This is a genomic window from Cytobacillus firmus, from assembly GCF_023657595.1.
Lineage (GTDB): Bacteria > Bacillota > Bacilli > Bacillales > Cytobacillaceae > Cytobacillus > Cytobacillus firmus_B.
The window spans coordinates 3704039-3729654 of the sequence record NZ_CP098323.1 but is presented as its reverse complement, the minus strand read 5'-3'; the positions used below and the strand labels follow the sequence as shown (position 1 = coordinate 3729654).

The 25616-nt window shown below is 42.0% G+C and carries 24 protein-coding genes; 23 read left to right on the top strand and 1 reads right to left on the bottom strand.

Features of this window, described 5'->3' with window-relative positions; genetic code table 11:
• The first annotated feature begins 8 nt into the window (after positions 1 to 8).
• The 12 genes from spoIIP (at position 9) to deoC (ending at position 14248) form a co-directional block, all read left to right on the top strand.
• Complete coding sequence (gene spoIIP, locus NAF01_RS18915) at positions 9 to 1214, top strand: stage II sporulation protein P (RefSeq protein ID WP_197248193.1); 1206 nt, start codon at positions 9 to 11, stop codon at positions 1212 to 1214.
• A gap of 17 nt (positions 1215 to 1231) precedes the next feature.
• A complete protein-coding gene (locus NAF01_RS18910) occupies positions 1232 to 1576 on the top strand; it encodes a YqxA family protein (protein ID WP_197248191.1) in 345 nt (114 codons plus the stop codon).
• A 355-nt stretch (positions 1577 to 1931) separates the two neighbouring features.
• The gene (gene lepA / locus NAF01_RS18905; protein WP_197248189.1) at positions 1932 to 3767 is read left to right on the top strand and encodes a translation elongation factor 4; all 1836 of its coding nucleotides are present in this window, start codon (positions 1932 to 1934) and stop codon (positions 3765 to 3767) included.
• A gap of 120 nt (positions 3768 to 3887) precedes the next feature.
• The gene (gene hemW / locus NAF01_RS18900; protein ID WP_197213381.1) at positions 3888 to 5021 is read left to right on the top strand and encodes a radical SAM family heme chaperone HemW; all 1134 of its coding nucleotides are present in this window, start codon (positions 3888 to 3890) and stop codon (positions 5019 to 5021) included.
• 121 nt (positions 5022 to 5142) lie between these two features.
• Positions 5143 to 6174: a heat-inducible transcriptional repressor HrcA gene (hrcA, locus tag NAF01_RS18895; protein WP_250802499.1), complete on the top strand. Its 1032-nt coding sequence runs from the start codon at positions 5143 to 5145 to the stop codon at positions 6172 to 6174.
• Between the two features lie 94 nt (positions 6175 to 6268).
• Positions 6269 to 6880 (top strand): nucleotide exchange factor GrpE, encoded by a 612-nt coding sequence (grpE, locus tag NAF01_RS18890; RefSeq protein ID WP_197213383.1) that lies wholly within the window; start codon positions 6269 to 6271, stop codon positions 6878 to 6880.
• Between the two features lie 25 nt (positions 6881 to 6905).
• Positions 6906 to 8735 carry a molecular chaperone DnaK gene (gene dnaK, locus NAF01_RS18885; RefSeq protein WP_197213385.1) on the top strand — a complete coding sequence of 610 codons (1830 nt, stop codon included), beginning with the start codon at positions 6906 to 6908 and terminating at the stop codon, positions 8733 to 8735.
• 98 nt (positions 8736 to 8833) lie between these two features.
• On the top strand, positions 8834 to 9952 hold the full coding sequence (gene dnaJ, locus NAF01_RS18880; RefSeq protein ID WP_163143518.1) for a molecular chaperone DnaJ: 1119 nt from the start codon (positions 8834 to 8836) through the stop codon (positions 9950 to 9952).
• 20 nt (positions 9953 to 9972) lie between these two features.
• The gene (prmA, locus tag NAF01_RS18875; RefSeq protein WP_197213387.1) at positions 9973 to 10911 is read left to right on the top strand and encodes a 50S ribosomal protein L11 methyltransferase; all 939 of its coding nucleotides are present in this window, start codon (positions 9973 to 9975) and stop codon (positions 10909 to 10911) included.
• 129 nt (positions 10912 to 11040) lie between these two features.
• Complete coding sequence (locus NAF01_RS18870; RefSeq protein ID WP_250800965.1) at positions 11041 to 11790, top strand: 16S rRNA (uracil(1498)-N(3))-methyltransferase; 750 nt, start codon at positions 11041 to 11043, stop codon at positions 11788 to 11790.
• Positions 11791 to 11796: 6 nt separating this feature from the next.
• On the top strand, positions 11797 to 13149 hold the full coding sequence (gene mtaB, locus NAF01_RS18865) for a tRNA (N(6)-L-threonylcarbamoyladenosine(37)-C(2))-methylthiotransferase MtaB (RefSeq protein WP_197213394.1): 1353 nt from the start codon (positions 11797 to 11799) through the stop codon (positions 13147 to 13149).
• A 427-nt stretch (positions 13150 to 13576) separates the two neighbouring features.
• Positions 13577 to 14248, top strand: coding sequence for a deoxyribose-phosphate aldolase (gene deoC / locus NAF01_RS18860; RefSeq protein ID WP_095245644.1), 672 nt, complete (start codon positions 13577 to 13579; stop codon positions 14246 to 14248).
• Positions 14249 to 14681: 433 nt separating this feature from the next.
• On the opposite strand, the gene NAF01_RS18855 is transcribed toward deoC, so the two are convergent.
• The gene (locus tag NAF01_RS18855) at positions 14682 to 15602 is read right to left on the bottom strand and encodes a Na/Pi symporter (protein WP_250800964.1); all 921 of its coding nucleotides are present in this window, start codon (positions 15600 to 15602) and stop codon (positions 14682 to 14684) included.
• A gap of 239 nt (positions 15603 to 15841) precedes the next feature.
• On the opposite strand from NAF01_RS18855, the gene rpsU reads away from it, so the two are divergent.
• The 11 genes from rpsU to NAF01_RS18800 all read left to right on the top strand — a co-directional run bounded on the left by rpsU (position 15842) and on the right by NAF01_RS18800 (position 25325).
• The gene (rpsU, locus tag NAF01_RS18850) at positions 15842 to 16015 is read left to right on the top strand and encodes a 30S ribosomal protein S21 (RefSeq protein ID WP_009333009.1); all 174 of its coding nucleotides are present in this window, start codon (positions 15842 to 15844) and stop codon (positions 16013 to 16015) included.
• A 15-nt stretch (positions 16016 to 16030) separates the two neighbouring features.
• A complete protein-coding gene (locus NAF01_RS18845) occupies positions 16031 to 16474 on the top strand; it encodes a GatB/YqeY domain-containing protein (protein WP_035331153.1) in 444 nt (147 codons plus the stop codon).
• Positions 16475 to 16679: 205 nt separating this feature from the next.
• Positions 16680 to 18011 (top strand): NfeD family protein, encoded by a 1332-nt coding sequence (locus tag NAF01_RS18840; RefSeq protein ID WP_250800963.1) that lies wholly within the window; start codon positions 16680 to 16682, stop codon positions 18009 to 18011.
• 20 nt (positions 18012 to 18031) lie between these two features.
• Positions 18032 to 19030, top strand: coding sequence for a flotillin-like protein FloA (gene floA / locus NAF01_RS18835; RefSeq protein ID WP_163143501.1), 999 nt, complete (start codon positions 18032 to 18034; stop codon positions 19028 to 19030).
• A 34-nt stretch (positions 19031 to 19064) separates the two neighbouring features.
• Entirely contained in the window at positions 19065 to 19544 is a 480-nt protein-coding gene (locus tag NAF01_RS18830) for a hypothetical protein (RefSeq protein ID WP_250800962.1), read from the top strand.
• A 62-nt stretch (positions 19545 to 19606) separates the two neighbouring features.
• Positions 19607 to 19897: a sporulation protein YqfC gene (yqfC, locus tag NAF01_RS18825; RefSeq protein WP_035331147.1), complete on the top strand. Its 291-nt coding sequence runs from the start codon at positions 19607 to 19609 to the stop codon at positions 19895 to 19897.
• Positions 19898 to 19915: 18 nt separating this feature from the next.
• Positions 19916 to 21109 carry a sporulation protein YqfD gene (yqfD, locus tag NAF01_RS18820; RefSeq protein WP_226618314.1) on the top strand — a complete coding sequence of 398 codons (1194 nt, stop codon included), beginning with the start codon at positions 19916 to 19918 and terminating at the stop codon, positions 21107 to 21109.
• Complete coding sequence (locus NAF01_RS18815) at positions 21106 to 22071, top strand: PhoH family protein (protein ID WP_048010287.1); 966 nt, start codon at positions 21106 to 21108, stop codon at positions 22069 to 22071. Before yqfD ends, NAF01_RS18815 begins: the two co-directional genes overlap by 4 nt.
• Positions 22072 to 22295: 224 nt before the next feature.
• Positions 22296 to 24488 (top strand): HD family phosphohydrolase, encoded by a 2193-nt coding sequence (locus NAF01_RS18810; RefSeq protein WP_250800961.1) that lies wholly within the window; start codon positions 22296 to 22298, stop codon positions 24486 to 24488.
• A complete protein-coding gene (ybeY, locus tag NAF01_RS18805) occupies positions 24485 to 24955 on the top strand; it encodes an rRNA maturation RNase YbeY (RefSeq protein WP_048011159.1) in 471 nt (156 codons plus the stop codon). The genes NAF01_RS18810 and ybeY overlap by 4 nt, the downstream gene beginning before the upstream one ends.
• Positions 24933 to 25325 (top strand): diacylglycerol kinase family protein, encoded by a 393-nt coding sequence (locus NAF01_RS18800; protein WP_048011158.1) that lies wholly within the window; start codon positions 24933 to 24935, stop codon positions 25323 to 25325. Before ybeY ends, NAF01_RS18800 begins: the two co-directional genes overlap by 23 nt.
• The last annotated feature ends 291 nt before the right edge of the window (positions 25326 to 25616 follow it).

Sequence of the window (25616 nt, the reverse complement as noted above, 5' to 3'; positions counted from 1 at the left end):
GTGGAACAATGAAACCTTTTAAAACCAACGGATTTGTAGTAACTATCCAAGGGACAAGCCTGCTGAAGGCTATTGGCGGATTTCTGCTTTTTCTATTTATGATATTTTCCATAAGCGGAGCAATAACTTCCTTAAAGCCTGAATACCGAATCAGTTCATCTTCAGTAAATTCTGCAGCGAACAGCCTGACAGGAGAAATGCTTTATCGTTTTCTCGGATGGGAAAATCACGCATTTCTCCAGGGGGTTTCTGAAAGCAGTTCTCCCCCGGGCTTTGCCAATTTAATTTTTCAGCTATCCACGAATGTCAATTTGGATGATCCCAGAAGTCTTCTGGGAAGGGAGCTTCCTTTTTTCTCGATTTATGACAGTAAAATTCTGGTTGCAGGTGAGGGAACAGATTATACAAACATGCCTGTAGAATCTTCTCCGCCTTTAGAAGTACTCATGGCCGAACAGGAGGCAGCCCTGCAAAACACCGAAGAGCTTGAGCAATCTGGAGATAAAAAACAATCAAATGCCCCGCCGGTGTCAACAGGAGATAAAAAACCTGTCTATGTATACTTTTCGCATAATACTGAATCCTATCTTCCGTATCTGAAGGGTGTCACCAACCCTGATGCTGCCTACCATTCAAAAATTAATATTACTAAAATCGGTGATAAGCTTAAGGAAGAGATGGAGAGTAAAGGAATCGGCACATTTGTGGATAAAACGGATATTCAGGGGAATTTAAACAAAAAGGGCTTAACATATGGACGCTCCTATCAGGAATCCAGAGAGGTAGTCCAGGCAGCAATTACTTCCAATCGGGATCTGGCTTATTTAATCGATATTCACCGTGATTCAAAAAGAAAAAAAGATACTACAAAAGAAATTAACGGAGAGTCTTATGCCAAGCTGGCTTTTATTATTGGAGGAAATAATCCGAATTATGAAAAGAACTTAAAATTTGCAAAAGAGCTGCATGATAGACTGAGCGTCAAGTACAAAGGATTAAGCAGAGGAATAATGAAAAAAGAAGGCGCAGGGACAAATGGCAACTTCAATCAGGATTTATCAGGCAATGCCATACTCATTGAGTTTGGGGGAGTCGATAATACGTTTGAGGAGTTAAACCGATCGGCCGAAGCACTCGCGGAAGTGTTCAGTGAATATTATTGGCAGGCCGAGGAAGTGAATTCACCGGCTGGCGGTGAATCAGAAAAGAAATAGTAATAGGATGATGCGGAATGAAAATGTTTATACTTAAAGCTCTTTTTCTGGCAGCGCTTATGTTTGTCTCAGTGTTATTCGGAATGCAGCAGGCAAATGAAGGAATTCACAGAATGAAGGGATTCCATGACGGGGATTTCAAAAGTGCCCTGACTATAGATGAAACCAACGAAGGCGAAGTTCAGGCTTCTGTCCTGGGGAATGATGTGTCAAGCCATGATCTTCAGAAGAAAAGGGAAAAGCTTGAAGAAATGAAAGCATATAATTTCTTTTCATCCTTAGGAAAAAGCATATCCAATGGCATATCAGAGCTGACAGAAAAATCGGTCGCAATCATCACAGACTTAATAAAAGGGAAATAGGCTGCTCAGGTGGGCAGGCTTTTTTTTTGGAAAATTAGCGGCTTAAAGCTTAGCATTGAATCTTCACAAACCTACTGATATAATCAAAAATAGTGTATAAACTAAAAGGACTATTTTAAAATTGACCACACTTAGCTCCAGGCGCCTGTTTAAGGCGCTTGCGCTTTTCTTAAAAATAAGAAGGTCTGAAATTTTAACGTCGATAGCTGTCTAGCTCCAGCGCCTACCCCCTCGAGGTCACAAGCCGCCCCTCCCAAAAAGGCAAAGAACGCCTTTCTGGGAGGCTCGTCTTGTGCTTGTCGGGGGTGGGCAAGGCGCTTGCGCTTTTCTATAGTAGGAGTTGAAATAATATACAATGAACAGAGAAGAGAGATTAAAAAGACAAGAGAAAATAAGGAATTTTTCGATCATCGCCCATATTGACCATGGTAAATCGACTTTGGCCGACAGAATTCTTGAAAAAACCAATGCGCTGACTTCACGCGAAATGAAGGACCAGCTCCTTGATTCCATGGATCTTGAAAGGGAGCGCGGCATTACGATCAAGCTGAATTCCGTTCAGTTAAAATATAAAGCGAAAGATGGAGAGATATACACTTTCCACTTAATAGATACACCGGGACACGTCGATTTTACATATGAAGTATCCCGAAGCCTTGCAGCATGTGAAGGAGCCATTCTGGTTGTGGATGCAGCTCAGGGTATTGAAGCGCAAACACTTGCCAATGTTTATCTGGCCCTGGATAACGATCTTGAGATTCTTCCAATTATTAATAAGATCGACCTGCCAAGCGCGGATCCGGAAAGGGTTCGAAATGAGATCGAAGAAGTTATCGGCCTGGATGCATCTGAAGCAGTACTGGCTTCAGCAAAGGCTGGAATTGGAATAGAAGAAATTCTTGAACAGGTCGTTGAAAAAGTTCCTGCTCCAGTAGGGGATCCGGAAGCCCCATTAAAGGCTCTTATATTTGATTCCCTTTATGATGCCTACCGCGGTGTAGTAGCCTATATCCGTGTGGTTGAGGGTACGGTTAAAGTAGGGGATAAAATTAAAATGATGGCAACCGGCAAAGAGTTTGAAGTCACTGAGGTTGGTGTGTTTACGCCAAAATCAACGCCATTGCCTGAATTGTCAGTTGGAGACGTAGGGTTTTTGACTGCTGCAATCAAAAATGTTGGTGATACACGAGTGGGTGATACCATTACAAGCGCGAAAAACGGTGCTGCAGAAGCTCTTCCTGGATACAGAAAGATGAACCCGATGGTTTATTGCGGACTTTATCCAATTGATAGCGCCAAGTTCAATGACCTGCGTGAAGCGCTTGAAAAGCTGGAGCTGAATGATTCCGCCCTTCAGTTTGAACCGGAAACTTCACAGGCACTCGGATTTGGATTCCGCTGCGGTTTCCTTGGATTGCTTCACATGGAAATTATCCAGGAGCGCATTGAGCGCGAATTCAAAATAGATTTGATTACAACAGCACCTAGTGTTATCTATGATGTTATCCTGACAGATGGCACTGAGGTTAAAGTAGATAACCCATCCAATATGCCTGATCCTCAAAAAATTGACCGTGTTGAGGAACCTTATGTAAAAGCTACAATGATGGCCCCAAATGATTATGTGGGAGCCATTATGGAACTTTGCCAGCAAAAACGCGGCATCTTTATTGATATGCAATACATGGATGAAACCAGAGTCAATATTATATATGAGATTCCTTTATCGGAAATTGTTTATGATTTCTTTGATCAGCTGAAATCCAATACAAAAGGATATGCTTCTTTTGATTATGAATTAATTGGATATAAGCCATCAAAACTTGTTAAGATGGATATTTTGTTAAATGCAGAAAAGGTAGACGCATTGAGCTTCATCGTTCATAAGGATTTTGCTTATGAAAGAGGAAAAGTAATCGTTGAGAAGTTAAAAGAGCTAATTCCCCGTCAGCAGTTTGAGGTTCCTATTCAAGCTGCGATCGGCCAGAAAATTGTAGCCCGCTCAACCATTAAAGCCATCCGCAAAAATGTATTGGCTAAATGTTACGGCGGAGACATTTCCCGTAAGCGTAAATTATTGGAGAAGCAGAAAGAAGGTAAAAAGCGGATGAAGCAGGTTGGTTCTGTTGAAGTTCCGCAGGAAGCTTTCATGGCCGTTTTGAAGATGGACGATAACACCCCTAAAAAGTAAAATATTTGCTTTGTTTTAAGAGGTTAGATATGCTGTCATAATAATAACAGCACTAGCCTCTTTTTATTTAGGAAACTGCTGTATATGAATGTTGATTGAATGATGAAAGTAGTGAAATGAATGATTAAAGCAGCTTATATACACATCCCCTTTTGTGAACATATCTGCCATTACTGTGATTTTAATAAAGTGTATTTGAAGAACCAGCCGGTTGGAGAATACCTTGACTCTCTTGATAAAGAGATGGATCTTGCTTTGAAAGAAACACCCGCATCGCGCCTGGACTCCATCTTTGTCGGAGGCGGCACACCCACTGCACTGAACGGGAAGCAGCTTGAACAGCTTTGCAGCACAATTAAACGTCAGCTTCCCTATGACTCTTTCACAGAATATACATTTGAAGCTAATCCGGGAGATCTCTCTAAGGAAAAGCTTCAAATATTGCATGATGCCGGAGTCAACAGGCTCAGCTTTGGTGTCCAGACCTTCAACGATGAACTCTTAAAAAGAATTGGAAGGTCACACCGGGCAAAAGATGTTTTTCAGTCAATTGAAGCTGCAAAACAAGTAGGTTTCGATAACATCAGCATCGATCTGATATACAGTCTTCCCGGCCAGACACTTCAGGACTTTAAAGATACACTTGAAACATCATTTACATTGGATATTGTTCATTATTCGGGCTATTCTCTGATCATTGAGCCCAAGACGGTATTCTATAATCTGATGAGGAGAGGGAAACTGCCTACACCCGGAGAAGATGTGGAAGCTGAAATGTATGACTTATTGATGGAGCAAATGGACAAACATGGATTTGCCCAATATGAAATCAGCAATTTTGCCAAACCTGGCTATGAGAGCAGGCATAACATCACTTATTGGGATAATGAATGGTACTTCGGTTTTGGGGCAGGTGCGCATGGCTATGTTAATGGGCTTCGCCGTTCAAACCACGGACCCCTGAAAAAATATATGGAGCCAATTGAAAAGGGCCAGCTTCCGATCCTTGAAGAACATAAGGTGCCCCTTGAAGAACAGATGGAAGAGGAAATGTTTCTTGGGCTGAGAAAAACTGCAGGTGTCTCAATTAGTCGCTTTAAAGAGAAATTTGGCAAAGACCCGCTTGTGCACTTTGAAAATCAAATTAAACAGCACACCGAAAAAAAATTAATTATTGCCGGGGAAGAGCATATTAAATTGACAAGGCGAGGCCGATTTCTCGGAAATGAAGTATTTCAGTCCTTTATAGGGTAATCTGCCTGGGGATTCCTTCAGGAAAAAAGGAAGCCAAATTATTGACACTGCACGTATGATTTGATAATTTATTAGTAGAATTAGCACTCGGGGGCAAAGAGTGCTAACAGAGGTGATAACTGTGTTAACAGATCGTCAATTATTAATTTTTCAAGTAATTGTTGATGATTTTATTCAAACTGCACAGCCTGTAGGGTCGAGAACTCTGTCGAAAAAAAAAGAAATTTCTTTTAGTTCCGCAACGATCAGAAATGAGATGGCTGATTTAGAGGAACTTGGGTTTATTGAGAAAACACACACCTCATCGGGGAGGATTCCATCTGAAAAAGGGTACCGCTACTACGTGGATCACCTTTTATCCCCGCAAAAATTAAATCAGCATGATATCCACAAAGTACAATCGATCTTTGCGGAAAGAATTTATGAGCTGGAGAAAATTGTTCAAAAATCGGCAAAAATCCTATCTGAGCTGACTAATTATACATCCATAGTCCTCGGGCCTGCAGTAAGGGATAACAAGCTGAAGAGAATTCAGATTGTTCCTTTGAATAAAGAAACAGCGATAGCAATTATTATTACAGATACAGGCCATGTGGAAAACAGAATGTTCCACTTGCCGGAAAACATTGATGCAGGTGATTTGGAAAAAGTCGTCAATATCCTTAATGACCGTCTTGCCGGTGCACCATTGGAAAGTCTAAACAATAAGTTATATAAAGAGGTTGCCGTCCTTTTAAGGCATCATATCAATAATTATGATCTAATGCTGAATTCAATTGCCGATACAATAAAGATACCGGCCTATGATAAGCTTTTCTTTGGCGGTAAAACAAATATGCTCAGCCAGCCGGAGTTTCATGATATTGAAAAGGTTAAAAACCTCATGAATATGATCGAGCAGGAAAAAGGCATATATGATTTACTAAGTAAAAACAAGTCAGGGATCAATATTAAAATCGGCCGGGAAAATAATAATTCAGCAATGGAAAACTGCAGTCTGATAACAGCAAGCTATTCAATCGGCACCGAACAGCTCGGCACAATTGCCATTCTGGGCCCTACCAGAATGGAGTATTCAAGAGTCATCAGCTTATTGAACTATATCAGTGCAGACTTATCATCTGTTTTATCCAAGTTGTATCAAAACAGATGATGGTGGAGATATTGATTAAGGGTGGAAAAACCTTTCCACTCCTTTCCTTATGTTTTTTATTCTATAATACAGCCATTCTTTAAGGGAGGTGAACATGTTGGCAGAAGAGAAAGAGACATTGAGTCATGAATTAGATGAACAAACCAACGAACCTGAAGGAACTGAAAATGAGGCTCCTATTGAAGAGGTATTTGCAGAGGCTGATGAAGCAGAAGCAGGTCCTGATGAGGGAACTGATTCAGACCGTACAGCAGCAAATGCAAAAATAGCTGAATTGGAAGGTAAGCTGGAAGAGGCTGAAAATCGCATCTACCGTCTTCAGGCAGATTTTGAAAATTCCCGGCGCCGTGCAAGGCTGGACCTTGAAGCGTCTCAAAAATATAGAGCACAAAGCTTAATCTCTGATTTGCTGCCTGCGCTTGACAATTTTGAAAGAGCACTTCAGATGGAAGCTGAAAATGAACAGGCTAAATCTATTCTTCAAGGAATGGAAATGGTTTATCGAAGCTTGGTGGAGGCTATAAAAAAAGAAGGCGCAGAACAGATTGAGGCAGTCGGGAAAGAATTCGACCCTCATATGCACCAGGCTGTAATGCAGGTAGAAGATGAGAATTTTGATTCCAATATCGTGGTCGAGGAGTTCCAAAAAGGCTACAAGCTAAAGGATCGGGTCATTCGTCCATCAATGGTTAAAGTAAATCAATAATTACATATTTGGGGAGGTAAAGAACATGAGCAAAATTATCGGAATCGATTTAGGTACAACAAACTCATGTGTCGCTGTACTTGAAGGCGGCGAACCGAAAGTAATTCCAAATCCGGAAGGCAACCGTACAACGCCATCAGTTGTAGCGTTTAAGAACGGCGAGCGTCAGGTTGGTGAGGTGGCTAAGCGCCAGTCTATTACAAACCCGAACACCATCATGTCCGTTAAACGCCATATGGGTACAGATCATAAAACAGAGGTTGAAGGAAAGGAATACTCTCCGCAAGAGGTTTCTGCTATTATTCTTCAATATTTGAAATCTTATGCAGAAGACTATCTTGGCGAGAAGGTTACTAAAGCGGTAATCACAGTTCCAGCATATTTCAACGATGCTGAGCGTCAGGCTACAAAGGATGCAGGCCGAATTGCCGGCTTGGAAGTTGAACGAATCATCAACGAACCGACTGCTGCGGCGTTGGCATATGGACTTGATAAAATGGATGAAGACCAGACTATCCTTGTTTATGACCTTGGCGGCGGTACATTTGACGTATCTATCCTTGAGCTTGGCGATGGTGTATTTGAAGTAAAATCCACTGCCGGGGATAACCGTCTTGGCGGAGATGATTTTGACCAGGTAATTATTGATTACCTCGTTGATCAATTCAAAAAAGAGAACGGCATTGATCTTTCTAAAGATAAAATGGCTCTGCAGCGTTTAAAAGATGCTGCTGAAAAAGCGAAAAAGGATCTTTCCGGTGTAACTTCAACACAAATTTCACTTCCGTTTATTACTGCCGGAGAAGCTGGACCTTTACACCTGGAAGTAACACTTTCAAGAGCTAAATTTGAAGAGCTGTCAGGAGATCTTGTTGAACGTACAATGGGACCTACACGCCAGGCATTAAAGGATGCTGGTTTGACTCCTTCAGAAATCGATAAAGTTATCCTTGTCGGCGGTTCAACGCGTATTCCGGCTGTACAGGAAGCAATCAAAAAAGAAACAGGAAAAGAACCGCACAGAGGAGTTAACCCTGATGAGGTTGTAGCTATGGGTGCAGCTATTCAGGGCGGTGTCATCACTGGCGATGTTAAGGATGTTGTCCTTCTGGACGTAACACCTTTGTCTCTTGGAATTGAAACAATGGGTGGAGTGTTCACTAAGCTGATTGAACGCAATACAACTATTCCAACATCAAAATCCCAGGTGTTCTCAACTGCTGCTGATAATCAGTCTGCTGTTGATATCCATGTTCTTCAAGGGGAGCGCCCAATGGCAGCGGATAACAAAACACTTGGGCGTTTCCAGCTAGGGGATATTCCTCCAGCACCGCGTGGTGTGCCTCAGATCGAAGTGTCTTTTGATATCGATAAAAATGGTATCGTAAACGTACGCGCTAAAGACCTTGGAACAAACAAAGAGCAAGCCATTACGATCAAATCATCAACAGGATTATCTGATGAAGAAATTGAAAAAATGGTAAGAGAAGCTGAAGAAAATGCTGAAGCTGATAAGAAACGCAAAGAAGAAGTTGAACTCCGCAATGAAGCGGACCAGCTGGTATTCACTACTGAAAAGACTCTAAAAGATCTTGAAGGCAAAGTGGATGAAGCAGAAGTGAACAAAGCAAATGAAGCTAAAGATGCACTAAAAGCTGCAATTGAAAAGAACGATCTGGATGAAATCCGTACTAAGAAAGATGCTTTACAGGAAGTTGTCCAGGCGTTAACAATGAAGCTTTATGAGCAGGCGCAGGCTGCTCAGGGAGCTCAGGGCGCAGAAGGTGCTGAAAGCAAAAATGATGACGATAACGTTGTAGATGCTGAGTTCGAAGAAGTTAAAGACGATAAATAACCTCTGAATCTTTTAAGTCAAAGTCAGGTCTTTCTTGGCTTTGGCTTTTATTTTTGATACAATAATCTTTATGTGAAATGAATCGGGGAGTGGTAATCATGAGTAAAAGGGATTACTATGAGGTTCTCGGAATCAGCAAGGGTGCATCCAAGGATGAAATTAAGAAGGCTTATCGAAAGCTTTCAAAGAAATACCATCCTGATATTAATAAAGAGCCTGATGCTGACGAGAAGTTCAAGGAAGTTAAAGAAGCATATGAAGTCCTAAGCGACGACCAGAAAAAGGCCCACTATGATCAATTTGGCCATACGGACCCTAATCAGGGCTTTGGCGGAGCCGGTTTTGAAGGTTTCGGAGGATTTGAAGACATTTTCAGCACCTTCTTCGGAGGGGGCTCCCGCAGGCGTGATCCTAACGCTCCAAGACAGGGTGCAGATTTACAGTACACCATGTCCTTAACTTTTGAGGAAGCAGTATTTGGCAAAGAGACCGATATTGAAATTCCGCGTGAAGAGACGTGCGATACATGCAGCGGGTCAGGCGCTAAACCGGGAACTAAGCCGGAAACATGCCGTCATTGTCATGGATCAGGTCAGTTGAATGTTGAACAGAATACGCCATTTGGCAAGATCGTAAATAGAAGAGTTTGCCATTACTGTAATGGTACCGGCAAAGAAATCAAAGAAAAGTGCACAACCTGCCGTGGAGCCGGTAAAGTGCAAAAACGCAGAAAGATACACGTGAAAATTCCTGCAGGCATTGATGATGGCCAGCAGCTTCGCGTAGCAGGCCAGGGGGAACCAGGTGTTAACGGAGGACCTCCAGGCGACCTATATGTTGTATTCCATGTTCGGTCACATGAGTTCTTTGAGCGTGATGGTGATGATGTTTATTGTGAAATGCCTATAACATTTGTGCAGGCTGCCCTCGGCGATGAAATAGAAGTGCCGACACTGCATGGGAAAGTAAAACTTAAAGTCCCTTCAGGCACACAAACAGGAACCAAATTCCGTCTGAAGGGAAAAGGTGTGCCAAATGTAAGAGGATACGGAACAGGAGATCAGCACATTATTGTCCGTGTTATTACTCCGACAAAGCTGACCGAAAAACAGAAGCAGCTTTTAAGCGAGTTTGCTGAAGTCAGCGGAACAGTTCCACAGGGAGAACAGGAAGAAAGCTTTTTTTCTAAAGTAAAACGAGCCTTTAAAGGTGAATAAAGGAATGGGAGTTGGTAGTAGTGAAATGGTCAGAAATCAGTATTCATACTGCAAATGAAGCTGTTGAACCGATTTCGAATATTTTGCATGAAGCCGGAGCAAGCGGAGTTGTAATAGAGGATCCTTTAGAACTTGTAAAAGAAAGAAAGGATCAATTCGGTGAAATCTACCAGCTCAATCCGCAGGACTATCCTGAAGAAGGCGTAATTGTAAAAGCATATTTGCCAGTAAACAGTTTCCTTGGGGAAACAGTTGATGAAATAAAAGAAGCAATTAATAACCTCATTTTATTTAACATCGATATTGGCGCAAATAATGTCAGCATTAGTGAGGTAAATGAAGAAGAATGGGCTACTGCCTGGAAAAAATATTATAACCCTGTAAAAATTTCAGAACGCTTTACCATTGTCCCAACCTGGGAGGATTACACACCTGTCAGCAGTGATGAACTTATCATAGAGCTTGACCCGGGCATGGCCTTTGGAACTGGGACACACCCCACAACGGTTATGTGTATCCAGGCTCTTGAAAGAACAGTAAAACAGGGAGATAATGTTGTAGATGTAGGAACAGGATCGGGTGTTTTAAGCATTGCTGCAGCTATGCTGGGTGCAGGGAAGGTAAAAGCCCTTGATCTTGATGAAGTGGCAGTAAATTCAGCTAAATTAAATATTAAGCTGAATAAAGTGCAGAATATAGTGGATGTATCACAAGGGAATCTGCTCGACGGTGTCAGCCAGGGAGCAGATGTAGTCGTTGCCAACATCCTTGCAGAAGTAATTCTTCGCTTTACAGATGATGTTGCGTCAGTCGTAAGGGAAGGCGGATACTTCATCGCTTCAGGCATTATCCAGCAGAAGAAACAGGAAGTTAGGGATGCTATTTCCGCTGCAGGGTTTGAAATAGAAGAGACCATACAAATGGAAGATTGGGTTGCCATTGTAGCAAGGAGAAAGTAATTAGAAAAACACCGGCTTCCCGGGATGGGAGGGGCCGGAGCTGGATATACCGTAAAAAGGGGGTAATGAACTTACCCTCCTTTTTACAGTTGAAAGGATCTTGAACAGGTAAGAAAGAGGGTGCCGATTGTGCAGCGGTATTTCACAGAAAATGCAGTTAAAGATAAGTACTTTCATATTACAGGAGAAGACCGTCATCATATAGTGAAGGTAATGCGCATGAAAGAAGGCGACAAAATTATCTGTGTCGATCCATCCCAAAATAGTGCACTTTGCTCAATTGCAGAAATTACCGATGAACATGTGGCTGCAGAAGTTGTACAATGGATTGAAGGATCTTCTGAGCTTCCTGCAGATATTACTATTGTGAGCGGACTGCCTAAAGGGGATAAGCTGGAGTGGATCATTCAAAAGGGCACTGAGCTGGGAGCGCGCCGTTTTATCCCTTTTACTTCAGCTCGTTCAGTAGTAAAATGGGATGCTAAGAAATCAGTGAAGAAAGCAGAGAGATGGCAGAAGATTGCTAAAGAAGCTGCTGAACAGTCACATAGGAGCATAGTGCCTGAAGTGCTTGCACCGCTTGATTTAAAGTCATTGCTGAAAATATCAGCTGATTATTCATATAAATTGATTGCCTTTGAGGAAGAAGCGAAGCAGGGAGAGGACTCTGTGCTCTATAAAACACTTTCTTCCATGAACAAAGGAGAATCACTTTTCGTTGTATTCGGACCTGAAGGCGGCCTTGCAGATAATGAAGTTTCATTGCTGCTCGAAGCAGGCTTTCTTGCCTGCGGTTTGGGACCGCGTATTTTAAGGACAGAGACAGCGCCTCTCTATTTGCTGTCAGCTGTTTCCTATCATTTTGAATTAATGGGGTGAATATAGATGCCTGCAGTTGCATTTCATACACTTGGCTGCAAAGTCAATCATTACGAAACAGAAGCCATTTGGCAGCTGTTCAAAGAAGCTGGCTATGAACGGACAGACTTCGAATCCGTTTCAGATGTTTATGTGATTAATACTTGTACGGTTACTAATACCGGTGATAAGAAAAGCCGTCAGGTAATCAGAAGGGCAATCAGAAAAAACCCTGATGCCGTTATCTGTGTAACAGGCTGTTATGCACAAACCTCACCTGCCGAAATTATGGCAATCCCTGGAGTTGATATCGTTGTAGGGACTCAGGATCGGGTGAAAATGCTTGAATATATCGAGCAATATAAACAAGAACGGCAGCCGATCAATGGCGTCGGAAACATCATGAAGAACCGTGTCTACGAAGAGCTTGATGTGCCGGCATTTACTGATCGGACACGTGCTTCCCTTAAAATTCAGGAGGGCTGCAATAACTTCTGCACATTCTGTATTATTCCCTGGGCGCGCGGCTTAATGAGATCAAGAGACCCGAAAGAAGTAATCCGGCAGGCTCAGCAGCTTGTTGATGCCGGATATAAAGAAATCGTCCTGACTGGAATCCATACAGGCGGATATGGCGAAGACATGAAGGATTACAATCTGGCTATGCTTCTTACGGATCTGGAAGCTCAGGTAAAAGGTCTCAAACGTTTAAGAATCTCTTCAATTGAAGCCAGCCAAATTACCGATGAAGTCATTGAAGTTATGGATAAGTCCAAGGTCGTGGTAAGGCACTTGCACATTCCTCTGCAGTCAGGCTCAAATACGGTTCTTAAAAGAATGCGCCGCAAATATACCATGGAATTTTTTGCTGAGCGTCTCGAGCGCTTGAAGGAAGCTCTTCCAGGTTTGGCTGTTACATCTGATGTTATCGTAGGCTTTCCGGGGGAAACAGAAGAAGAATTTATGGAAACCTACAACTTTATTAAAGAGCATAAGTTCTCTGAGCTTCATGTATTCCCGTACTCAAAGCGTACAGGAACGCCTGCGGCAAGAATGGACGACCAGATCGATGAAGAAGTCAAAAACGAGCGTGTTCATCGCCTGATTGCTCTGTCAGATCAGCTTGCAAAAGAATATGCATCTCAGTACGAAGGTGAAGTTCTCGAAGTGATCCCGGAGGAAAGCTTTAAAGAGAGCAGTGACAGCAATTTATTTGTCGGATACACGGACAATTATTTAAAAATCGTCTTCCCGGCAACAGAAGAAATGGTAGGCCAGATCGTAAAAGTGAAAATTACAAAAGCTGGCTACCCATACAATGAAGGTCAATTTGTAAGAGTTCTAGATGAATTGAACGAAACAGAAGAGGCGGCAGTTTAAAGGAATTACCTTTTGGTAGTTCCTTTTTTTGATAAGCGGTAATTGTTTAGTTTATTGCTTATTTGTTTAGAATCACTGAGTTGATTGGAGCGAAGGGCAATTGATCCTCGAAAATGCATTCGCATTTTCTTCGTGCGGTGTTTAGTCAAGGAAGCTTAATCATTGTCCTGCGGGAGACCCCGCAGGCGAAGCTGAGGAGCTCCGTTCTCCCCCGCGGAAAGCAAGTGTCCGCAGCGGAAACAACGGGCTGAATTCACAAGCATAGACATCATCTATGAGAAACGTGACTTTGATAAATTTATTAATATCTTTTGGGAAAACTACTTTCGAAAACGATTACAAAAAATATAAATAGTGCTCGATATTTTTTTATCTAAGTGATATTATGAAGAGGTACGTACAACTGTTTTTTAAAGGAGTAGTTATAATGACAAATAACGTAGCAAAAATGATCGATCATACATTACTAAAAGCCGATGCAACAAAAGACCAAATAGAAAAAATCTGTGCGGAAGCTAAAGAATACAATTTCGCTTCTGTTTGTGTTAATCCGACATGGGTTAAACTTTCAAGCGACCTGCTTAACGGAACCGAAGTGAAGGTCTGCACAGTTATCGGATTCCCGCTGGGAGCTTCAACACCTGAAACAAAAGCATTTGAAACAAAGAATGCCATTGAAAACGGTGCAACAGAAGTAGATATGGTCATTAACATTGGCGCTTTAAAAGGCGGAGACAATGAGCTGGTTGAACGGGACATACGTGCGGTTGTAGATGCTGCAAAAGGAAAAGCATTAACCAAGGTTATTATCGAAACTTGCCTTCTGACTGAAGAAGAAAAAGTTAGAGCATGTGAGCTATCTGTAAAAGCTGGTGCTGACTTTGTTAAAACATCTACAGGATTCTCAACTGGCGGCGCAACAGCTGAAGATATTGCCCTAATGAGAAAAACTGTCGGACCCGATCTTGGCGTAAAAGCTTCGGGCGGAGTAAGAAGCGCAGAAGATGCACAGAAGATGATTGAAGCAGGTGCAACGAGAATCGGAGCAAGCTCTGGCGCTGCTATTGTCAACGGTTTAACAAGCGATTCGGATTACTAAGAAAGCGGAAGGCGCCCGTTTATAAAAAACGCAGACTAAAACAGCTACGTCCTCCCAAAAGCTGCCGGTTTTGGTCGTGCGATGTATCGCTGCCGCAGCTTTCCTTGTCATGCGGCAACGTCTGCATGACCCGCATTGAGCAGGCCCCAAGCATAAGACAAGCCGGCTGAAAGGTTGTTCTTTAACCTTTTGCACGGATTGAGAGAAATGTTGAGGCGACTGCCCAGGGAAGACCTAGCATAAGGCGGTCCCTGTAAGAAGGTGTTTTTTCCTTCTGGATGGGAACGTCTTAGACCCGAGAGTCCCTAGGAGCCAAAACTAGACAAGATTAGACCCGTGAGCCGATGGCGCCTGGGGCTGGACAGTTATCGAAATTCTAAAATATAATAATTGCTGCAGGAAAATGCCGGGAATTCCCGGCATTTTTTATTTATTATCGGCCGTGCAGTCTAATGACAAACCTTCCAAACTGATTTGCAAATGGGAGAACAAGCAGGGAAGATATTACATTAAATAAAACACTGATATGTGCAAGCTGCACATCCGGGGAACTGGCTGCACTCTCTCCTAAGACAGCAAGGACATGAATAAAAGGATAAAAGGCCGCCACACCCAAACAGTTCAGCCAAATATGGGCAAAGGCAGTCAGTTTTGCTTCTTTTCCTGAACCGATGGATGCTAAATATGCGTCTACACATGTACCTATATTAGATCCAAGCATTATGGCAATGCCGGTATCCAAATCCATTGCGCCAGCAGTTAAAAACCCCATTATAATGCCAGTTGTTGCCGTGCTTGATTGGATGATAGCCGTAAGGACAATTCCGGCAGCCACAGCGAACAAATAATTCCCATCCAAAGTAAGCAGCCAGTGGTTGACCATATCATTATCTTTAACAGAACCAGCAAGGTATTCAAACCCGCGCATTGCAGCAAAAACCGCTGATAATCCAAGTAATGCCAGACCGGAGCTTCGCAAGCTCCTATTCTTCATTACAGCCAGGATGCTCCCGGCAGCAGCAAGCGGAACAATATATGATTCAATATTAAAAGTGATTAACTCTGTCGTAAATGTTGTACCTATGTTGGTTCCTAATATGATGCCAATCGTCTGGGGAAAAGTCAGCATCCGTGCAGAAACCATTCCAATTGTTATAATCATTACCGCTGAACTGCTTTGAAGGACAGCCGTCACGATTGTGCCCATCACAGTGCCTTTCCAAGGTGAATTAGTCACAGCTGCCAGCCAATTCTTTAATGAACCTGCAGATAAATTAAAAAGACCCGACCGTAAGAGTGTCATACCATAAATAAATAACCCGATTAGCAGAAAAAATAATAACAGCTGGACCAAGCAGCATTCACCCCCTACATTTAATACTATGGAACACCCTGCCGGGACATGCTTATGTACAAAAAATTGTTTAGCTTGTCAGGAATGGGGTACTAAATAATCACAAACTAATAAAAATCAATCCCGCAGCAGGCTAAATACTGTTGACCTTGATAAGCTGTTATATTATAATTGCAAGGTACATGGAATAAACCATGTTGTTGATGTAAGTGTGTTGTGCTCGGAGGGAGGGAAAGAGAATGTCTAAAACCGTCGTTCGTAAAAACGAATCGCTTGAAGATGCTCTTCGTCGCTTCAAACGTTCAGTATCAAAAACTGGTACTTTGCAGGAAGCAAGAAAGCGCGAATTCTACGAAAAACCTAGTATTAAACGTAAGAAAAAGTCTGAGGCTGCTAGAAAGCGTAAGTGGTAAGAGAGGGTGTATGTAATGAGTCTTCTCGAGCGTTTAAATGAAGATATGAAACAAGCGATGAGGAATAAAGAAAAAGAAAAGCTTACTGTTATTCGTATGATTAAAGCTTCGCTTCAAAATGAAGCAATCAAGCTTGGTGAAGATCTTAACGAAGAACAGGAGCTAACTGTCCTTTCTCGCGAAGTTAAACAACGCAAGGATTCCCTCCATGAATTTGAAAAAGCAGGTCGTGAAGATCTTGTTGAAAAAATTCGTACTGAACTTCAGTATGTCGAATTATATATGCCAAAACAGCTCTCTGAAGATGAAGTTTCAAAAATTGTTGCAGAAACAATCGCAGAAACAGGTGCTTCTTCAAAAGCTGATATGGGAAAAGTGATGGCTGCTATCATGCCTAAGGTAAAAGGCAAAGCAGATGGATCACTAATAAATAAACTTGTACAACAACACCTTTCATAAAACTATGCATTAAAAGACCGAAAGCCAATGGCTGACGGTCTTTTTTACTTTCGTAACAGCAAAAGGCCGGGTTGAATGAATTACTCTTGTTTCTGGGTTATACTAAAGCTGTAGCAGATTTCTGAATAAATAAAAATGAAACTTTTTAATGATTCAATCGTACATACATATAGAAATCACTTTTGCGGATAAAGGGGGGAAAGATTTGATTGCCAGAAGAGCAATAACCGCCTTTGCATTGTTTTTTGCTCTGCTGCTGCTGGGAAGCCCTTTTCAAGGAAAAGCCGATAATGAAAAAGTGCTGATTGTTCCTATCGAAGAAACGGTGGAGAAAGGGCTATATGCATTTTTAAATAGAGCGGTGCAAACAGCTGAAGAAGAAAATGCATCAGCCATAATATTTGAAATAAATACACCCGGAGGGGCAGTGGATGCAGCCGGGCAAATTGGCAGGCTGTTAACCTCAACAAATGTAAAAACAATATCTTTTGTCAACAAGCAGGCCTTATCTGCAGGTGCCTATATAGCTTTGAATACGGATAAAATATACATGGTACCTGGTTCAACAATGGGTTCAGCCGCAATTATTGACCAGCAGGGAAATACAGCTGGCAAGAAAGCAGAATCATACTGGTTTGCGGCAATGCAGAGTGCTGCCTCACAAACGGACAGAGATCCTGTTTATGCCCTTGCTATGGCGGATGAATCGGTGGATCTGCCTGAATTGGGGGCACCGAAAGGAAAGCTGCTTACCCTCACAGCTGAACAGGCTGAGCAGGTAGGCTATTCGGAAGGTACGGTAGATTCAAGGGCGGAGCTACTGAAAGTGCTCGGATTTAATGAAGCTAATATACAGACAATTGATGAAAGCTTTGCAGAAAAGGTTGCCCGTTTTATTACGCACCCTGTCGTTATACCAATTCTATTATCCATTGGAAGCCTCGGGCTGGTTCTGGAGCTGTATTCACCGGGGTTCGGCATCCCTGGATTAATGGGATTGTCGTCTCTGCTTCTGTTCTTTTATGGCCATATGGTCGCCGGGCTGGCAGGATATGAGACCTTAATTCTGTTTGTAATAGGCATTGGTTTAATAATAGCTGAGTTTTTCCTTCCTGGAGGAATTGCGGGAATAGCCGGTATAGCAGCAATACTGGGGAGTCTGTTCCTGGCTTCGGATAATATGGCCCATATGGGAATGTCTATTTTAATTGCTATGGGAGTTTCAATATTGGCATCTATATTAATGATAAAGGTGTTTGGTAAAAAGATGAAATTCTTTAAAAAAATTATTTTAACCGATAGCACAAATACTGAAAAAGGTTATATCTCAAATAAGAGCAGGCTTGAACTGATTGGCCTTGAGGGTTATGCACATACTGCTCTAAGGCCTTCAGGTACTGTAATTATAGGCGATGAGAGAATTGATGTTGTCAGTGAGGGAGCCTTTATCCTTAAAGGGGCAAAAGTAAAAGTTGTTAAAGCGGAAGGTTCGCGTATTGTTGTCAGAGAAATATCTAAGCTTGATTTAGATAAATAAAATCATCAGGAGGTAAGATTATGTTAGAAGCAGGAACAGTAGCAATATTGGTTGCCGTTGTACTCGGTGTTATATTGCTGGGGATATTATTCACCTTTGTACCGGTTATGCTGTGGATATCAGCATTGGCAGCGGGTGTCAGAGTCAGTATCTTTACATTAATCGGGATGAGGCTTCGACGGGTTATACCAAGCCGTGTCATTAACCCGCTAATTAAGGCACACAAAGCAGGGCTGAATGTATCAACAAACCAGCTGGAAAGCCATTATTTAGCCGGAGGTAATGTTGACAGGGTTGTGAATGCATTGATTGCAGCCCATCGTGCTAATATCGATTTAAGTTTTGAGAGAAGTGCCGCTATTGATTTGGCAGGCCGAGATGTTTTGGAAGCAGTACAGATGAGCGTTAACCCTAAAGTAATTGAAACTCCTTTTATTGCAGGGGTGGCGATGGATGGTATTGAGGTAAAAGCAAAGGCCAGAATTACTGTAAGGGCCAATATTGACCGCCTTGTTGGTGGAGCTGGAGAGGAAACAATCGTGGCGCGTGTCGGGGAAGGAATCGTATCTACAATTGGATCATCAGATAATCATAAAAAGGTTTTGGAAAATCCGGATATGATTTCTCAGACTGTTCTTTCAAAAGGTCTGGATGCAGGCACTGCTTTTGAAATTCTCTCGATTGATATAGCGGATGTGGATATCGGCAAAAATATTGGTGCAGAACTTCAGACTGAACAGGCTGAAGCAGACAAGAAGATTGCCCAGGCTAAAGCCGAAGAAAGACGTGCCATGGCCGTAGCTCAGGAACAGGAAATGAAAGCCCGTGTTGAAGAAATGAGAGCGAAGGTTGTGGAAGCAGAGGCACAGGTACCGCTTGCCATGTCAGAAGCGCTGCGTTCCGGAAATATCGGGGTAATGGACTATATGAATATCCAGAACATTTCGGCTGATACCGAAATGAGGGATTCAATCGGCAATATGAGTGACGACGGCAAAAATGGCCGGAAAAATGACTAAATGATCCCATAAAGGGAGAAGGGAGGAAACTCTCTTGGAATTTTTATTGGAGAATCCTTTTATTCTAATTGCTGTCATAGCTTTCATTTCCTCCTTTTTCAAAAAAAAGAAGGAGGAGAAGCCCGTTAAACAGGCTCCCCGTTCAGTACAGCAAGAGAACCGGGCACAGGCGGAAAGAACTTCTGCAGATCCTGCTTTGGCCGAAGTGCTGAAAGAGGAAAAAAGGAAGCTGACCGAGAAATCCAGAAGAATAGAGGAAGATTACAGACAGCGTAAACAGCAGGCAGAACAAAGCATGAAGGCTCTCCAGAGTCAGCAGAGAGCTGCTGAAAGAAAAGCAAGCGCAATATCGAGAACAGCAGCCAATACAAAAACAGGATACCCGGTGGAAGCCTCAGGAGCTGAAAAGTTTGAGCCGCAGAAACAGTCGCTTGTTGACGGGATTATCTGGTCCGAAATTCTTGGACCTCCAAGATCAAAAAATCCTCACAGGTCTCTCAACAGACAGCGGTAAAAAATAAGTGCTAGAACCTTCGTTCATTTCATAAATATGAGATGAAAGGGGGTTCTTTTTTTATGGCAAAAAAGTGGGGACAATTCGTCCGCGGCTGGATGACTAAAAATATGGAGCTTCCTCAAGATGTCATGATGGATCTGCCCCGCATTACAATGATTGGGCAAATCCATATCTATATAGAAAACCACAGGGGATTACTGGCTTTTTCAGATAAGGAATTAAGACTGCTATTAAAGCAGGGGCAGCTATTAATAAGAGGGAAAGCCTTCGTCATAAAAACGATTTTGCCGGAAGAAATACTGCTTGAGGGAAAAATTGATTCAGTAACTTATATTACAGACACTGATTAAGAATTCAGGGGGAAGGAAATGAAGAACCAGTGGATCGAATTTTACAGGGGCCTTGTAACAGTTAAAGCAAGCGGGAAAGGAATAGAAAGATTTATTAATGCTCTTACCCGGAGCGGAATCAACATCTGGAATGTAAAGAACCATGGCACGCAATCAGTCACCTTCAAAATGAAATTGGAAGATGCAAAAAAAATAAGGAGCCACGCCAGGAACAGCGATTGCAGAATCGAGTTCCTGCAGCGGGCAGGAGCACCGTTCCTTATGAAAAGGCTGCTGAAAAACAGCGGATTTGCAGCTGGTGCCCTCGCGTTTTTTGCTGTTATTCTCCTTTTATCCAATATGGTTTGGGGCATAGAGATTAAGGGGGCAAATCCTGCAACTGAATATCAGATCATCAAAGAATTGGACAAGATGGGGGTTAAAAAAGGAAAGCTGCAGTTCTTTGTAGATAACGTGGAGTCTATTCAGCGGACTCTATCCAACAATATTGAGGCAATAACATGGGTTGGCGTGGAGTTAAAAGGGACAACCTACCATTTACAGGTAGTTGAGAAAAATGAACCTGAGAAACCCGAGTATTTAAGCCCGCGTCATCTGGTAGCCAAGAAGAAAGCTGTCATTGTAGAAATGTTTGTTGAAGAAGGACGTCCGGTCGTCGATATTCACGATCATGTTCAGCCAGGACAGCTTTTAGTCTCAGGGATAATCGGTAAAGAGGGCCAAACGGAGACTGTTCCTTCAAAAGGGGAGGTTTTCGGGGAAACATGGTATAAATCTGAAGTCATTCTTCCGCTTAAGAGCACATTCAAAGTCTTCAGCGGCAATGAAAAGGTTAAGCATAGCATTACAATCGGAAATCTTGAAATTCCTATATGGGGTTTTGGAAAACCGGAGTTTGAAGAGTATGAATTAGAGGAAAATGAGAAAGCAGTAAAGTTCCTGAAATGGGAACTGCCTGTTTCATATGTAAACAAGACATTCCGTGAAAGAGAGCAAGTCACCAGAATATATTCCAATAAAGAGGCTTTTGAAGCTGCGAAAGATTTGGCAAGAAAAAAAATAAAAAGCAGCTTAGATGAAAATGCTAAAGTTAAGGGAGAAAAAGTTTTGCACCAATCAATTGACAATGGTAAAGTAACTATAGCAATACATTTCCAAATTATTGAGAATATTGCAGAAGGACAACCAATTATTCAAGGAGATTCGGAATGACAGAAGACTTGAAAACAATGAACCTGCAACTTGAAGATCCTAATGAAGCCATTGCATTATTAGGCAATTCAGATGCAAACCTAAAAATTATTGAGCAAGAACTGAATGTCTCCATCGTAACCAGGGGAGAATCCGTTTATGTGTCTGGTGAAATGGAGAAGGTAGAATTGGCTGGAAAGGTTCTGGATAAACTGCTTTATGTAATCCGGAAAGGAATAAATATAAGCCAGAGAGATGTTATGTATGCTCTTCAAATGGCAAACAAGGGAACACTGGAGTATTTCAGCGATTTATACGAAGAAGAAATCACCAAAAATGCAAAAGGAAAGTCTATTCGTGTTAAGACATTAGGACAGCGGCAATACATTCATGCAATCCGCCAAAATGACCTGGTTTTTGGCATAGGGCCAGCAGGAACAGGAAAAACGTATTTGGCAGTTGTCATGGCTGTCAATGCTTTGAAAAATGGGAATGTGAAAAGAATCATTCTTACCCGCCCTGCAGTCGAAGCAGGGGAAAGCCTTGGCTTTCTGCCAGGAGATCTGAAGGAAAAAGTAGATCCTTACTTACGGCCTTTGTATGATGCTTTGCATGATATATTAGGTGCAGAGCATACGCAAAGAATGATTGAAAGAGGCACGATTGAAATTGCACCGCTGGCTTATATGCGCGGAAGAACTTTAGATGATGCCTTTGTCATACTGGATGAAGCGCAAAATACAACTCAGGCACAAATGAAGATGTTTCTAACCAGGCTGGGCTTTGGTTCAAAAATGATTATTACCGGAGACAGAACACAGGTTGACCTTCCAAAAGGTGTAAAATCAGGCCTGATTGCAGCAGAAGACACACTTAAGGGTGTAAGCGGACTATCATTCGTTCACTTGGAACAAAGTGATGTTGTGCGGCATCCGCTTGTGGCCAGGATTATTCAGGCATACCAAAAAGAAGATAGCCAATGAACCTTTAAGCCGCCGTTTTGGCGGTTTTTTCTTTAGCTGATAAAATCGGCAGGTAATTACCATGGAATTATTTGCTATTAATGAAATGTTTAGGTAACCTGTTGTTAGATAGGTCTTTTTCATTGGTGAAAACCAACAGAAAAACTGTTATGATCTTACATAATTAATAATTAAAACATTTAAGAATATTGGAAGTTTTTTTACCCAGGACAGGAGGGGTAAATGTGCCAAATCTTCAGCAAAGTATGACTACAATCAAAAATTTACTTAATATGACCTTTTTTCGTGTTCTCTTATTTTTTCTTTTGGGAGTTGCTATGTATTTTTCCATGTATAGCAATGTGAAACCTGAAAAGCTGGATTTAAGTCTGTTCTCTGTAGCTGAACAGACAATAAGGTCACCCATAACAATAGAGGATAAAGCAAGCACAGAAAGAAAGAGAAAAGAAGCTGAAAATAATGTTAAGGATATTTACGTTGTAAAAAAAGAGATTGCCCAAAACAGAGTTGACCTGGTTACCTCCATTTTCGGGTCAGTTTCGGAAGTGAATGAAGAAGTAAAAGAAGAGATGGAAGAGAAAAAGAAGGCTGCTGCAAATGAGTCAGACAAAGATGTAGTGGAACCGGACCCTTCCGCCCCTGGTCCTGAAGAGAAATTGTCCATGGTTAAAGAAAAACTCACTGATGACGTAACACGTGAAGTATCGGATGGCGTCTTCCTTGCCTTGCTGCAGGCCAAGGAGGGTGAACTGAGCATTGCGAAAGACCTTACTGTTACTGCCATCAATAAAATCATGAATAATGAAATTCCGGCCGAACAGGTGGAGAACGCTAAGAAGCGCGTTGAAGAAGAACTAAAGTTCACCAGCTTAAATTCAGAAATAAAAAAAGCCGCAATAGAGCTGGGGCGCTATGCAATATATCAAAATCAATTTTATGATCCTGCTGCCACAGAAGAATTGCGGCAGCAGACCATTGAGAGTGTCGAGCCAGTAAAAATCCTTCAGGGACAGATCATTGTTGAAGAAAATCAGCTGATCAGCAGGGACATATACCGACAGCTTGAACTTGTAGGGCTTCTGGACAGTGTTAATTCGATTCAGCCTTTTATCGGCTTATCTCTAATCATTGTCATTGTTTTATCAGCCCTATATTATTATTTCCACGAACTGAATGTACAGAGAGAATTAAAGCAAAGCTATTTATTGCTGTTCAGCCTTGTCTTTATCTTATCGATATTGCTTATGAAGGTCATAAGCCTTTTCCAATACGCTGATTACTCAGAGATAGGGTATATATATCCTGCAGCAATGGGAGCTATGCTGATTAAGATACTGATTGATGAAAAGCTTGCAATGTACTACACAATTATTATGGCTATCAGCGGAAGCATCATTTTTAATGAAGGTGTTACAGGGACATTCCAGCTGACATCAGCCATTTACATCCTTTGCAGCGGATTGGCGGCCATATTGTTTTTAAGTAAGCAGAATCGCCGCTCCAAAATATTGCAGGCTGGTTTATTTGTATCTGCGGTAAACATCCTTGTTATCTTTTCAATGCTTTTCTTAAGAAATGGCCACTATGAGACGATTGAATATGGATTTTACTTTGTAATCGCTCTGATTTCAGGAATCTCATCTGCAGTCCTGGCCATTGGCCTGCTGCCATATTTTGAGGCGGGATTTGGAATCTTGTCTACTATGAGGCTGATTGAGCTATCCAATCCTAATCATCCGCTGCTGAGAAAGATACTAACTGAATCTCCCGGAACCTACCATCATAGTGTAATGGTTGCAAATCTCTCCGAGTCAGCTTGTGAAGCTATTGGGGCAAATGGACTTTTAGCAAGGGTGGGCTGCTACTATCACGATATCGGCAAGACGAAACGGCCGCAGTTTTTTATCGAAAATCAGGTGAATATAGAAAATCCGCATGATCGGCTTCCTCCCCAGACCAGTAAGAATATTATTATCGCCCATGCCGCAGATGGTGCTGAAATGCTGAGAAAGCATAAGATGCCTAAGGAGATAGTGGATATTGCCGAACAGCATCATGGAACAACATTGCTGAAATATTTTTACTACAAAGCAAAACAGAATGGTCTCGAGGTAAAAGAAGAGGACTACCGCTATCCTGGACCTAAACCGCAATCAAAAGAGTCGGCAGTCATTGGCATTGCGGATAGCGTAGAAGCTGCAGTCCGTTCGATGGCACATCCTACAACAGAGCAAATAGAGGATTTAGTCAAAAAGATAATCGCAGACAGGCTTCAGGATGGACAGCTGAATGAATGTGATTTAACCTTAAAAGAACTGGAAACTGTTTCACACTCGTTCTGTGAAACGTTAAACGGAATTTTCCATTCACGTATTGAGTATCCTGAAATGACAAAACAGAAGGTGAAACAGGCATGAATTTAAACATTGATTTTTTAGACGAAACGACTGAGCTCCAGGAAAATGATATAGCCAAAATCAAAGAGTTAATTAACTTTGCGGCTTCAAAAGAATCTGTGGAGCCTGAAAGCGAAGTATCCATTACTTTTGTGACCAATGAGCGCATCCGCGAAATCAACAGGGAGTACCGGGATAAAGATCGGCCGACAGATGTTATTTCTTTCGCGATGGAAGAGCTGGGTGAAGGTGAAGTTGAACTGATTGGTGCTGATATGCCGCGAATCCTGGGGGATATCATTATCTCCACTGCTAAGGCGAAGGAGCAGGCGGAGGAGTATGGACATTCTTTTATTAGGGAGCTTGGCTTTTTGGCGGTCCATGGCTTCCTGCATCTTCTTGGCTATGATCATGAAAATCCGGAAGATGAGAAAAAAATGTTTTCCCGCCAGAAGGATATACTTGATGAATTCGGGCTCACAAGATAAAAAAGTCCGAAAACACAATGTCCTCAAATCCTTTGTGTTTGCTTTTTCCGGAATTAGAATGGCGTTAGTGAATGAAAGGAATCTGCAGATACATTTGGCAGTATCCCTGGCTGTCATGTTCTCTGGAATATATTTTGGCATTACCAGGCTTGAATGGATGATCATTCTGCTGGCCATCGGGGGAATGTTCTCACTTGAATTGCTGAATACAGCCATTGAAAGGGCTGTGGATCTGTCAACAGAAGATTACCATCCCCTTGCCAAACAGGCGAAGGATATAGCCGCTGGAGCGGTGCTGGTGTTTGCCATTATAAGTGTAATAATAGGCGGAGTAATATTCCTCCCTAAAATCCTGAAATTTTTGCAGTAAAGTGAAGCTGTCCGAATGGGCAGCTTTGCTTTTTTGCTTTTTCTATATTAATAATTATGGCTGACCGTAATCTGCTTTGAATTATCGGGCCTGAGTTTGAAAACGTTCACTGAATCAGCTAAAATGACAGAACAGCATTAAATTTCACAGGCCGGGGAGATTTTGAGGGATGCCACTTAGATATCAATGGCCAGATAAAATTTAAACAGCCTGCATATTTTTAGAAAATTCAATTTTTTTATTACGTTTTTGCTACAAACGATGAAAATCAAAGTAAAATGTTGTAAAATA